At 38.1% G+C, this 13,288-nt stretch carries 10 protein-coding genes; all 10 read right to left on the bottom strand.

Going from position 1 to position 13,288, the window contains the following annotated elements; genetic code table 11:
• Window positions 1-211 precede the first annotated feature (211 nt).
• Complete coding sequence (locus V3C10_10580) at window positions 212-2,401, bottom strand: hypothetical protein (GenBank protein WVP64221.1); 2,190 nt, start codon at window positions 2,399-2,401, stop codon at window positions 212-214.
• Window positions 2,402-2,558: 157 nt separating this feature from the next.
• Window positions 2,559-3,680 carry a hypothetical protein gene (locus V3C10_10575; GenBank protein ID WVP64220.1) on the bottom strand — a complete coding sequence of 374 codons (1,122 nt, stop codon included), beginning with the start codon at window positions 3,678-3,680 and terminating at the stop codon, window positions 2,559-2,561.
• Between the two features lie 29 nt (window positions 3,681-3,709).
• On the bottom strand, window positions 3,710-5,158 hold the full coding sequence (locus V3C10_10570; protein WVP64219.1) for an oligosaccharide flippase family protein: 1,449 nt from the start codon (window positions 5,156-5,158) through the stop codon (window positions 3,710-3,712).
• Window positions 5,136-6,023, bottom strand: a complete 888-nt coding sequence (locus tag V3C10_10565) for a glycosyltransferase (protein ID WVP64218.1) — start codon at window positions 6,021-6,023, stop codon at window positions 5,136-5,138. The genes V3C10_10570 and V3C10_10565 overlap by 23 nt, the downstream gene beginning before the upstream one ends.
• The gene (locus V3C10_10560; protein ID WVP64217.1) at window positions 6,016-7,320 is read right to left on the bottom strand and encodes an O-antigen ligase family protein; all 1,305 of its coding nucleotides are present in this window, start codon (window positions 7,318-7,320) and stop codon (window positions 6,016-6,018) included. The genes V3C10_10565 and V3C10_10560 overlap by 8 nt, the downstream gene beginning before the upstream one ends.
• Entirely contained in the window at window positions 7,298-8,554 is a 1,257-nt protein-coding gene (locus V3C10_10555; GenBank protein WVP64216.1) for a glycosyltransferase family 4 protein, read from the bottom strand. Before V3C10_10555 ends, V3C10_10560 begins: the two co-directional genes overlap by 23 nt.
• Before the next feature lie 14 nt (window positions 8,555-8,568).
• Window positions 8,569-9,936, bottom strand: coding sequence for a hypothetical protein (locus tag V3C10_10550; GenBank protein WVP64215.1), 1,368 nt, complete (start codon window positions 9,934-9,936; stop codon window positions 8,569-8,571).
• A 7-nt stretch (window positions 9,937-9,943) separates the two neighbouring features.
• Window positions 9,944-10,717, bottom strand: a complete 774-nt coding sequence (locus V3C10_10545) for a glycosyltransferase (GenBank protein WVP64214.1) — start codon at window positions 10,715-10,717, stop codon at window positions 9,944-9,946.
• A gap of 13 nt (window positions 10,718-10,730) precedes the next feature.
• Window positions 10,731-12,077: a glycosyltransferase gene (locus V3C10_10540; protein WVP64213.1), complete on the bottom strand. Its 1,347-nt coding sequence runs from the start codon at window positions 12,075-12,077 to the stop codon at window positions 10,731-10,733.
• 19 nt (window positions 12,078-12,096) lie between these two features.
• The gene (locus V3C10_10535) at window positions 12,097-13,263 is read right to left on the bottom strand and encodes a DUF1972 domain-containing protein (GenBank protein WVP64212.1); all 1,167 of its coding nucleotides are present in this window, start codon (window positions 13,261-13,263) and stop codon (window positions 12,097-12,099) included.
• Window positions 13,264-13,288: the final 25 nt, after the last annotated feature.

The raw sequence follows: 13,288 nt of genomic DNA, 5'->3' as shown, positions 1-13,288 counted from the left end.
ACAAATACTTCCCACTGTACAATACTCTCTTTTCTGCTATTATATAACGCTATCCCTCCTCTCCGCCCCATCCTTTTTGATTGACTTATCCTGAGGCTTTACTATAAACAACAAAGCGCTCGCTCCGCAAACCTTTCATTGCCAATAAAAAGTACAGCCCGATTGCACTTTTTATTATCTCTAAAAAAACACTTGTCCTTCCAGCATACGCCTATGATGAATACGCTTCTGTCTCCGGAACCTGAATTTCCGCAATTTCATTTGAATTAGATTCTAGAATTCTCCCATTAGAACCAACTTTCCATTCGTAGCCACCGCTGTCTTTTACCTTTTTGTTTTTTACCATTTTGCCTGATTCACTAATTACACGCAGTCCTTTTCCAGGAATATCAAACACTTCATATTTTGATCCTTTCTCAGCAGTCTGGAGCTTTCCTTTATAGTAAAAATATCCATCCTCAATACCTGTTATTCCTTTTCCATTTGAGCTGAACCTATATTTAGCCACCATTCCAGTTTCCGGCTCTACGATAGTGCAAAATCCGTCCACACCGGCCAGATTTCCATCCTCCGGTCCAAAGTAATAAACTTCATTTTCAATTTCTAATAAGCCAGCTCTGGCATGACCGTCTGCATCAAACGCATATCTTTTCCCGTCGATTTTTTCTATCACGTATTTTCCTGCCGATGCAAAAACGGGTTCTCCGCTTCCTTTTAAGTAGTACCAAAATTCTCCTGACGGTCCATCCAACTCATCCGGCTCTACTGTTTTCACCCAGTCATTCTTGGCTAATTGTCCTATAACATGCCCCTCTCCAGTTTCCGTGTAAAGATAACGAAAGCCCTTAATTGATGGTGATATGTTTTTCATCCTTATCCAGCCCCTCTGCATAATCCCATAGGTGTCAAAGATATAATCTACTCCTCCTACCGCACTCTCGGTATAAGTGCCAGAAGTACACGCTCTTTTCCTGCCTGAGGTCTCTGAAAAATAGAACCAGGCTTGCTTTCCGAATTTTTCAAAATGAGCTGCAACACGGTCATTGTCGTCAATCCATTCATCCTCAATTTCCAGCCACTGCCAGCCATGGCGGAGTGCTCCGTCCTCGCCTAAATAATATTTCTTATCATCAAACCATTTAGTGGCCATATCCCCGCTTTCATTTAGGTAATAGACCTTGCCATCAATGGAATACCATCCGTTTTTTTGAATGTTCCCATTTTTATCTGTATGGTACCAGTTGGTGTACTCCGTGCCATCCGCTCTTGTCCCGTCAATACTAAACCATGAATCTTTACATAAGACTCCGTCTTCATCAAAATACTGCCTTCCGCCTTTTTCTGTTGTCAGCCACCGTTTTTTATACATCGTTCCATTGACATCAAAATAATACGTTTTCCCTTCCACCTCACGATAGCCCCCCTTGAAAACCGCACCATTCTCATCGGCAAGATACCAGCTATCCGTAATTACCCCTGTCTGAGTGTTCGTACTGGAAATCTTAAACCACCCATTACTTTGGAGTACACCATTTTCATCCAGATAATAACGCTGCCCGCTGTCATCTACAAACCACCGTTTTCGGAAAGAAAATCCATTTTGATCAAAATAATATGTTTTTCCATCCAACCTTGCAAACCCATTTCTCAAAATCACGCCGTCCGGTTCTGCGTAATGCCAGTTTTTATACTCCTGTCCAGTCCCATTTATTCCGTGGATGGCAAACCAGCCGCTTTGCTGCCGGACTCCATTCTCATCTACATAATATCGTTTCTCATCTATATTAACCCAACTCTTACACGGCGAGTTGGCTCCCGGATAAAAATAATAATACTTGCCTTCCAGGTTAAACCAGCCGTTACTCAGAAGAACCCCATTACTATCTGCATAATATCTGTTGGTATAGGAAGCGCCGTGTGAATTGACACCGGACAGCGTAAACCAGCCATTTTCCTGGCGGGCGCCTTCCTCATCCACATAATAGCGCTTTCCCTCCAAAGTCAGAAATGTTTTTTGGGGTGAATTTCCGCCGCTATAAAAATAAAAGTTTTTCTCTCCTATCTTGTGCCAACCGTCCTTTAAAATGGCCCCGTCTGCCCCAGCGTAATACCACGTTGTATTCACTTTATCCAAAGGATTATTCGGAACACTGTCAAAGCAGAACCAGGCATTCTCATAGCGCCTCCCGTCTTCCCTGACGTAATAGCGCTCACCCTCGAAATTAATCCAGCAATTTACCGAAACCCGGCCATTACTATCTACAAACCGCCAGCTGCCATCCGGCCATTGTACCCACTGATTTACTGCTTTTTTCTCATCCTGCAAATAGTACCACTGTCCGTCACCATTCTGCCGCCAGCCATCTGCTGCTAATGTTTTTGTGGCTGCCAGAAATATCATAGCTGCCGTAAGAGAGATGAGACGCAGCGTGCATAATGTCTTCCTCGTTCTTAAAACTAGCGTTTTTCTTCGCTCGGGCTTATTCATCATAAATCTTTATCCTCCATACTATCCATTCATTCTTGCGATAAACTATATTTATCAGCATCACATTAAATCATGTTTTGTTTAATTCCTGAAGCAGCCTCAACCTCAATTCCATATTTTTAATTTCCGCCTCATTATCGGTGTTTGTTCTGGACAGATATAAATTAATAATTTCAAGTAAATATAACTTAAAGGCAAAATCCACTTCCACGCCCAGACATTCTAATACTTTGAATATTCTTTTTCGTTTTTTCAATATATGTTCCGGACTGTTGTGATGAAGAAATATCTCGGTTTGAACATAAAAATGGAAGGCGTCAAGATAAGGAGGATACGTCTTTTTATAATATTCAAAATCAAAGGCACACAATTTTTTTTTGCATATTGCGGTATTCCACGGTGTAAAATCTCCGTGATAAAAGGAAAACTCAACATATGAATTTTCTCTATAACGGTCTTCTACATAACTGATAGCGGTAACCACTATTTCTTTTTTCTTTTCATTTAGCTTGTGACAATTCAATTTTAAGTTGTTGAGCATCTGGGCATAATCGGATTGATTAAACCGTATCTGTACTCTGGTTTTACTGTATAAAGTATGTAAAAAATGAAGGCTATATTTAGAAAATGAATATTCAATACGAAAGCAGGATTTCTTTACATTACTTTGAATAAAAATTTCTAAACCATTGAGTGTTTTCCTTTCTATCACCCTGGGGATATTTTTAACACCGCATTCCCTCAGATACATTAACGCATCACACTCTTTATCAAACAATATACCAACTTCGTTATTATCCGATACCTTGCAGTATGCCCTTACTTCATTTTCCCGGCTAATCTGTAATATAACTTTCTGGTGGACCGATGGAGTTCCTCCAAAGTATGATACCTCATAGTCCTTGCCAAAAGTGCTGTCTAAAAAATTTTTAATGTCTTTCTCTAAACTGATTTTTTCCTTTTTTACCCCTAATATCTTTGAAATAACCTTCCATTGATGTACATAAGGAAATATTCTTTTCAAGAATCTCCCTCTAAGCGCTGTGGGTTGATATATTTCAAAAGCAGTTTTTAAATCTTTTTCATTAAGCAGCCATTCTTTTCCTGATGAATTAATGATGTCATAATAATACCGGCCTTCTGCATCCACGCATACAATCTTGTCAAGTAAGTTCACTTCTTCCCCTTTCAAATTGTATCTCCCGCTAATTCAATCAATATCTATCGCCATTTATGCTTTTTTACCAAACTGTGTACATTCTTTATAAAAAAGTCATCTTTTAGTAGAAATAAAAAAGCAATGTAGGTTACTATCCCCACAGAGATTAGAACTATCAAAGAGCTAATTTTAATGGACATTTGCCTTTGTAACAGCAGTAAAATAACGAACATGCCGATTGCAGATAGCCAATTTTTCCATGAGCTTATCAATAAAACTTTTAAATCTATTTGCCCCCGTTTTACTGTATAAACAATCATAAAAAGTGCGCCAAAACATTCCGCCGATACGGATGCCGCCGCTGCGCCTAACGAAAGAAACCGTGGAATAAGAAAACTGTTTAAAATATAATTCAGTACCGCGCTAAGCACAACTGCAAATGTATATATATTTTCTTGTTTTGTAGGTATTAGAAATTGACAGCCAATAACATTGCTGAGTGAAACAGGTATAATAATTAAGCTGTATACCGGTAACAATATCTTGATTTTTTCAAAACCCAAGCCAAAAAATACGGGGACAAATATCCGCACTGTTCCTGCAATGCCAAACAGTAAAGGAATTCCCAACAGCCAAACGAATTGAAATGAGCCTTTCAGATATTCCTTCATAAGCGAATAATTTTTATCTGCAAAAACTTTGGCGATCCTTGGTATCATTACGGTTCCAAGAGAAGTGACTATTGCCAATGCCAGCCTGACAATTTTTTCGGTCTGTTCGTAATAACCATTTTCCATTAATGACGGTGCAGATATGCCAAGCATCGTTTTATCAAGAACCGTATATATCTGAACTGCCACGGCCGGTATGAACAGAGCAAGTATTTCCTTGAAATCAGAAAATGGCTTTACTGTTTTAACCGATATTTTTTGTATATACTTTGGCAGATAAATCCATATTGATAAATTACCGACTAACGTCAGCAGTGACAATAACAGCGTATATTTCCACACATCTTCCGCTGTTTTTATCAGGGCAAAGATTAATACAATGTTTATTATTTTAACCAAGGCATTTCTAAAAACAATTGTTCTGAAATCTTCTAATCCCTGAAAAAACCAGGTTACATCAAACAGGACAGAAATCAGATACAGCAATTGAATCACTGCAATCTCTTTGTTAGACCGAACAAACTTAAATAAATAGAAGAAATAAATGGTAATGCAGATCAATGTGGAGACAACCCTGAAGATAAAGATTTCATAAAAAGCCCTGCTTCTTCTTTCCTTATCTTCCTGATAATAAGCAATGGTCCGTTGCCCAAAGGTTGATGTTCCCATAACCGCCACAAGAACAAAATATGAAACAATTGAATACGTATAACTGTAAATCCCGATACCATCGGCTCCTAAAACTCTTGAAATATAGGGGGTGGTTATTAAAGGTACTATCATAATCAGGATTTGGTAAGATGTATTTAAAATGTAATTATATTTTATGCTGTTTTTCATTCGTTTTTACTCTATTCTTAAATCGCTGATTTATATGTAATCCCAGGCTCATCACATAATTTTCCATGATGGCCAGTATTTTTTGAATCGTATTGAATTCGCTGTAGTTACTTATATAGTAATTCCGGCTCTTTACTTTCATCCGCATCCTTTTATTTATGTTTCCTTTTGCACCCGCAAAATGTTCATGATTCGCGGTAATTTCCTTTATATATAATTCTTTGCGGCAATGTTTCCTCACCTGTTTTGCTAAGATAGCTTCTTCGCAATACATAAATACATTTTCATCCAGAAAACCAATATCAACTAAAAAGTCGGCTTTCATAAAAAAGCAGCATCCTGAAACTTTTTCACAATACCCTGTTCTGTCCGGCATCAGGTACCAGTTGAAATTTTTAAATAGCCTGGCCTTTAACACCTGCACAGGCCACAAAAATTCTTCCCAAAACCCAGGTTCTCTCTGTGGATTCTGTCTGGTACCATCCGGTAAAATAATGTTGCTGGCCGCGACGGCGGCCTCCGGCCATTGTTCAAACTGGCTGCTCATATAAGAAATATAGGCTCTGTCCCTCAGTTCAACGTCCGGATTAATAATCAGACACCAGTCGGCTCCTGACATCACCGCCTTTTTTAAGCCAATATTATTTCCAGCAGAATAGCCTTTATTTTCTTCGGATAATATCAGATCCACGTTAAATTCACTGCTGATTTTCTCCAAATTTTCTCTTTCACCAATTTTCGATGAGGCATTATCAACCAAAATAATATTTAAATTAGGGTAATCTTGCCTGCGTAAAAACTGTATACATTTTTTACAGTCAGTGCTGTTATTATAATTTAAAATGATTACTTCTATTTTATTCATTTTTCCCCCTTTCTGCCTTAAATGCCTTCCTCCAAAAATGTATATATGCAGCTATTCCAAACGCAATCCAACACTCCGGAACATACATCGTTCCACTCGTAAAACCAATCGTAAAAATATATACAATAATTGTCATCATACTTTCAGCCACTGTTGCAAAAAAATCTTCATTGTCTCTCTTTAAGCTGTGAGCTGTGCCTGCCATTATTTTAAATGTATACCATACGGTGATAATCCAGGCTGCCGCCGTAAAAACACCTGTTCCGGAAAGCAACGTTATAAATTCAGTGCCTCCGGTCCTTGTAAAAACCTCGCCCGCCTGCAAATACGCATATGTTTGTCCAAAGCCTACCCCAAATAAAAATGTCAGAGGACTTTGAAGCCAAAATTTAAGACCGGAAGAAATTGCCTCCAATCTGAATCCCCCAGACCCATCCTCCTTTAATTCGCTGGCACCAAATACAAAAAAATTCTGTAACTTTTCTAAAGAATAACCGCCAATTTTTATAATTTTGCAGGAAAGAAATATGTATATCACTGCTCCTATCATGAGCGCTACAAAAATTTTTTTCATCACCAAATTACTTTGCCCCTCCCTAATATAGAATGTCAGTAATACAATGATCGCTGCGAGCAGAGCATAGGTTGCCGCCCGGGTCGGGGAAATTACTAAAGTAAGAACAGAGGAGCAAAAAAGAATTTTCTTTTCTGCGTTCGCATTCTCCCTCAACATAAAGGGGATAGAATATGCCGCAGCAAAGCAGGCCAATTTACCATGCGTATTCGCTTCCGTTCTGAAACCGGCAATTTGGAATTGCGATAACTGGGTTTTACCCACTTCAGTAAATGCCAGTTTATATCCTGTAAAAAGGAATAAGGCTAAGGCAAACAGTCCAAATAATAAACACAGCAGCAAAACATGATCAAAAACTTTCATAAATTTTGTGAATGATATTTTTCCGCTGTTTAATACCAAATATATTATGTAGGCTCCTATTACATTGAGAAATAAAGAAACCGTTGCTGCCATAGAACCTTTCAAATCTGTGCTGAATATATTACTCACCAGCAGGATGCCACAAAAAAGCAGCATATTTCGCATAATGCAATTATCAATTAATCTTTTAAATCCATGCCCCATGCAACAAAACAAGATAAAATTCACAAAATAATAGATTCGCATATTGCCGCCAAATAAATTGAACGCCCAAAGCTCTGTTGTAAATAGTAAAAAAAGATAAAGAACCCAAAAATCGCTTTTTCTGATTTTTAAGTCATTGAAGTTTACTATATCCAACACCTCCTTTATCTATGAGTTTTAATATATCTTCAATCTGCTCGCCCTTCCTCTCCCAGGTAAACTTTTGTAACATCCGCTGCCTGCCTGCCGCCCCCATTCTTTCCCTTAGCGGCTTGTCTATAATGAGAGTATCCAAATATTCCACTGTTTTTCTTAAAATATAATCGTAAGATAGCGGATCAATGCGGAACGCACATTGGTTGTCGGTGATAATCTCCATCCCCGTCCACTTCAAACATATAACCGGGAGTCCAAGAGCCATTGCTTCCATTAAGGACCACGAACCGCCTTCTTTCAGACTGGGAAATATAAAAATATCTGACATACTCATTATTTCCAAAACATCATTTCTGGGCATTTCTCCTATAATCGAAATGTCTTCATCCAAGCCACAATTTTTTATCCGTTTTTTCATATTTTTATACTCGCTGCCGGAACCTATGATTGTCAAATGTATATTTCTTTGGCTGTCACGCAGGTACTTTATACTATCTATAGCTATATTCATATTTTTGATCGGTATGAGTCTCCCAACTGTTATGATCCTAATACAGTTATCCTCCCTTTTATTGGCTTTCCTCAATGAAAATATTTCATCCGACATAGCAGTTTCTAATATTACCTGTGTCTTGTCGCGGTATTTTCCCGGAACTGCTAATACATTTTGCTTCGTTCTGCAGAGGATTGCCACTGCTTTCCTGCTTGGTATATAGACAAGTGGATTGAACCTTGTGGTTCTAACCAATAAAAAACGGAATTTTTGTAAGAGTTGCTGCTTAAGAGGCAGAGTCTTTATCATCTGCTCAGGTACAGCATCTGCGCCGCCAAGTGGTCCCCAGATAAAAGGGACATTAAAAAATGGCAGAAAGGTCGGCATCCACAGACTGCCAAAACTTAAATGCATAGAATAATCAAATTTATGTTCGCTTATTAACCTTCTGACTAACCGAATAATTCCAATTTGCCAAAACCAATAATACAAATAAAGCCCTTTTTCTCGTTTTTTTACCTTCCTTAACAGTTTGCAAGTGTCGTAATAATAAAAATGAAGATTTTCAAAAAGTTGTTCCGGAATATTCATCTCTATCTTGTCTTTATCGTTGCTGCGAGTAATAATGAACAGCTCATTATACCTGGCCATCTGCAAAACCCAGTTCCATCCAACGCCTGCTTCGGAACCGCGATTTGGCTCACAACCATATGCACTCACAAGTATTTTCCTTTTTCTCATGAAGTCGGTTCTCCTTACGTCTTATATGTATACCTGGAAATAATCTTTTCCGCAGCTTCATCGACCATTTCTTCAATACTTCTGCCGGCGTCCAACTTAATAAATTGTTTTCCCCGCCTGCTTAACCTTTCAAACTCTTTCAGCTGTCTATTGATTTCTTCCAGAGATAATTCCTGCTTTCGCTTGTAAATTACTTTTGCATCTGCTTCTAATATGAAGACCATGTGTGGCTGTGGAACTAATTTTGTAAAAACGCTCCGTATGGTCTCAGGAAGATTAATTCTGGAGCGAAGTGGATCCACAATAAAGTCGTATGCATATCTGTCAAAAATTGTGAATTTGTCAAACTGTACATCTTTTCTTACACAAATTATCGTGCCCACAATATAGTCTAACCAGTAGTATGAAATGCGCATAAACGAGCTAACCGGGTTTGCCGGTTTATTTCTATGGGGACAGGTAAAATCTTTGTCCTGTTCCATTACCCCCATCCTTTCCCCCACCGCCCCCAGATTCGGAAATAGCCCCGGCCTGAAATGATATATGTGCATCTTTTCTATGTCACAGACAAACATTTGTGCAAGCAGGACACAAAGCTCATTGATAAACGTAGTTTTACCTGCTCCATCAGGAGCTTCGACCGCGATAAATTTTCGGAATCTGTTTGGACATACACCTATGCGATACAATTTTTCCATCCAAAACTGTAAAATATTACAACTTGTTTTGAACGGTCTTTTTATTAATGCAATTTTTTTTGAAACTTTTGATATTTTCTTTGAATGTTCAAGAATCTGGGCATAATTTTTATCTTTCAACGCATTAATCACTATACGGGACTCTTTTTCGTCCAGCACAGAACGCAGAATCATGTCTATACGCTCAGTATTATTTTTGTAACCATCTTCAATTTTTAATACATACTTGCTCTTCAGTTCTTTACAGCCGATTACTTTATATAAAAGCAACATGACGATATCATACGCCTCATTCAAAACCCTGTATCCATTATACTCAACAGTATTTTTATAGAACAAATCAAATGATATTATTTCAAAACCTTTATTTAAGTAACCTTCCATTAAATCAATGTGTATTGCAAACTTTGTGTCCAAATCAATCCCAAACCAGCACCTGACTCGTTCATATTTCACCGTGTAATAATTTGGTACAGCAAATTGTTTAAATATCTTTAATAAAATTCTTTCAGCAAGGGCATATTTCCCCGGACGAACAATAATATCCACATCTTTTGAATCATTTTTTTCCGGCAATCCCTCATAATTCCTTAAAATAAAATACTCTACTTCAGCGTTTCCCAGTTCCTTTAAAAAGGTATCAAGAATATCCGAATGCCTTTTTCCCCAGAAATATTCCACCATACCTTATCTACCTCATTTTGTTTCTTAATTCCGCTTCTAAATTTTTCACGGTATCCTCATCCAATGTTTTTAATAATATTTCCCGTGTCTTGCGTAGCAAAGGTCTGAAGACATTTCTCCAGAGCAAACTGTTTCCCCTTTTCTTTTCTTTTTCGGTTAACCAACTGCCTGAAAAGTGGTGTATGACCGCTGAATGTTCGGTAACCTTAAATTCATTCTTTCCTATTCTTTTTGGACAAAAATATTCTCTCTTATAAATATGTATCCCTTTTAACCTCTGCTCCCTGTCTTCACTCTCAAATCCATTTAGAACTAATAATTTATAAAGGATTTTGACATTGGTTGTCATATCCATATAACCCTTTTCATTGATAAATGGATTGGCATGATAATAATCCAGCATCGCTCCGAGAATTGCATTATTTTTTTCTGCCCCTATAATACCGGTTCCTACCATTGTTCTATTCTCAAATCCGATAAACGCTTCATTTTCCAAAAATTCATCTAAATTTCTGAGGACTTCAACATCTGTATCCAAATAAATCCCGCCAAAACTGTAAAGTGCATTGATACGTACATAATCACTTACAAAAGCATATTTGCCACAGAAATAGGCCTGCTTTACATAATCAACGCTTTTAACATCAAATGTTGCTTCATTCCAGAAAATAATCTCATAATCAGGCAAATGCCGCTTCCATGATTGAATACATTTTTTTTCCATTTCCGGTATAGGGTTCGGTCCAAACCAGCAATAATGAATGATTTTAGGAATGCTCATCCTATCAGTCTCCTCATATGTACAGCCGCTCTATGTCTCTTACAGAAGGCGCCGTGAATTTTTTTATATTATTTAGATTCATAAGCCTGCATTTCGTCTTATCCCCAAGCAGTTGTAAAATAGCCCTTTTTAAAGCTTCTTTATCTGGCGCTATAACAATTCCGTATTCTTTTTTAATTAAATCTTTCGCGCCTACATTCTCACTTACCAGTACAGGTACGCCATGGCTCAAAGCCTCCAATACCGTAAATCCAAATGTTTCATAACAAATACTCGGTGCAATCAGCAGATCCGTCTCCTCAAAAATCTTTTTCAGTTCATCATACTCATAACCATCTTGAATAATCATATAGGGGGATGGCGATTCAATATGTTCAATAATCCGCAGACTGAAATTATGTTTTTCCTGCGCCCATATTTCGTCGAGGGCGTCTTTTATAATAACGCTCCCTTTGAATGGCTTAAAAGGTGATAAAAATGATATTCTCAGATCATCTGAATCAAATGCTTTAATGATCCGGTTATCCTCAATCCCCCTATGCGAAATTGGAATTACACTGCTGTTTTCGGGAGTAAAATACCTCATGTAGATTTTTCGTGTTACAGATGAATTAAAGTGGATGACATCTATCCCGGAAAGCATACTTAAATAGAACTGCCTTAAACTTTGATAGTCCGTTTTCTTTTTCATCCCTTTCACTTCTGGTATACTTTGTTTTTTCAGCGCAGCCGGAGTTATCGCGGCGGATTGCAAATAAAAATTGCGCCTGTGTTTTTTGCGGATTTTTTTTACCGGTCCACAATTTTTTATTTTTCTGTAGATTGGTGATTGCAATAATTGGATTTTGGACTGCGTGAGCCCCCCGCTGTTACAGTTTACACAGTCCACGCATTCATGGTCGCAGTCGCAGACTGATCCTTCACGGTACAGGGTAACTTTCGGACAAATCCCGTAATAATCATGTGTTGTAAACAAGGTCTTTACGCCGACTGTTTGAGCCGCCGTAATCCACTCTTTGTGAAGTCCCATTAAAGTATGGATGTGAAGGACCTCAGCTTTATAGCTCCTTAAAAATTGTTCACAAATTTCACTATCGCCGTCGGCCATATAATATTTGGCGTCCCGGACTCCTTCATCCATGGGTACGGGAAGTGGGTTTACAATTTCATAACTTTCTAAACCATAGTTGTCTTTTCTTTTAAGTACCCTATTTTTCTTTAAAAAGTTAATTTCTCCCGGCCACAGTAATCCTACCCTGTTACCCTGTTCTTTCTGGGTCAGCATTAAATCGAGGCAGTATTTCGTCATTCCTCCTGACCGATATGGGGGAAATCCCAATGAATAATGTAAAATTCTCATTTTGTCGCTTCCTTAACCATTACTTGTTACTTTGCCGCAAGAACAAAGCTCTATATTTATCCGCAATAGAATTCCAACTGTAATCGGTCATAATTTTATGCTTTGCCTTTTCACTTAAAGCATCTCTTTCAGCTCCCGTCAGTTGCTCAGCCTTTTCAATCAGCTCTGCTAAGCAGCCAGGTGTTTTTACCCAATACACAGCTCCATCTTCCGCCACTTCACGATTAAAGCCAACATCTAAAAGTAAATTCAGGCCCGTACTTCCCAATGCCTCCAGCAAACTGGGATTAGTGCCTCCCACCTCATGGCCATGGAGATAAGCATATGCATTTTCACGAATTTTCATTAACAGTTCGGGCTCGTAAATAGTTCCCACAAATTTTATCCGAACATCCTTATCAAATCCCGTCTTCGTTTTTAGAACTTCAAGAAATTTTTCACTGACATTTGTTATAAGTACAAAATCTTTCCTGGAATTACTTTTCATAAATTCCCGAATCATTATTTCATAATTATTTTCCGGTACAAATCTTCCAACAACCAGATAATAATCCCCTGGTCGTAATCCTTTTTGCTTATACCAACTAATCAGTCTTTCGTCATTATCTGAAACCGAACTCTTCCTCGTCTCAGCCCCATATGCGATATAGACCGTATCCGGATCATATTTCAAATATGTCTTCCTGATATAGGATTCTATATTTTTGCTGTCACAAACCAGCAAATCCGCATTTTTTACCATCATACGTTCTGATATCTTCCAATATCTGCGAACTGGCAGGCTCCATTTTGCCCTCATCCATTCATGCCCGTCAGGATTCACGAACATTTTCCCGCCAAACTTATGTATCTTTTTCCGGTAATATTGGGCATACGGACCTATTCTGCAGGCTAAAATGTAAACAATGGGATTTGTTATATTATTATGCTTTATATAGGCACAGATACTTTTCAATGCAGCAACGTCATAATAAATTGCCTGCGCTGCTCCAATATCAGGAACTGCAATTTTAAAGCACCGTGCATTATGATACTCATATTCCCCATACTCCGTACTTTTACACGCCACATGGTATTTCAACTCTTTGTTGTCTTTATGGTACTCTGTCAGTTTATCCACAAAGGTTTCATAGCCTCCATAAGCACTCGGAATTCCTTTTGAACCGACAATAAATATATGCTGCATGTAACTTCTCCTATTTTTAAAATCA

Source organism: [Clostridium] symbiosum (genome assembly GCA_036419695.1).
GTDB classification, from domain to species: domain Bacteria; phylum Bacillota; class Clostridia; order Lachnospirales; family Lachnospiraceae; genus Otoolea; species Otoolea symbiosa_A.
The sequence above is the reverse complement of the archived record's forward strand: the minus strand, read 5'-3'. Positions and strand labels throughout refer to the sequence as shown.

Coding starts and splice junctions, on each gene's coding strand:
- V3C10_10580 (WVP64221.1), bottom strand. CDS start 2,401: ATGATATTTCTGGCAGCCACAAAAACATTAGCAGCAGATGGCTGGCGG.
- V3C10_10535 (WVP64212.1), bottom strand. CDS start 13,263: ATGCAGCATATATTTATTGTCGGTTCAAAAGGAATTCCGAGTGCTTAT.
- V3C10_10540 (WVP64213.1), bottom strand. CDS start 12,077: ATGAGAATTTTACATTATTCATTGGGATTTCCCCCATATCGGTCAGGA.
- V3C10_10570 (WVP64219.1), bottom strand. CDS start 5,158: ATGAAAAACAGCATAAAATATAATTACATTTTAAATACATCTTACCAA.
- V3C10_10550 (WVP64215.1), bottom strand. CDS start 9,936: ATGGTGGAATATTTCTGGGGAAAAAGGCATTCGGATATTCTTGATACC.
- V3C10_10555 (WVP64216.1), bottom strand. CDS start 8,554: ATGAGAAAAAGGAAAATACTTGTGAGTGCATATGGTTGTGAGCCAAAT.
- V3C10_10545 (WVP64214.1), bottom strand. CDS start 10,717: ATGAGCATTCCTAAAATCATTCATTATTGCTGGTTTGGACCGAACCCT.
- V3C10_10565 (WVP64218.1), bottom strand. CDS start 6,023: ATGAATAAAATAGAAGTAATCATTTTAAATTATAATAACAGCACTGAC.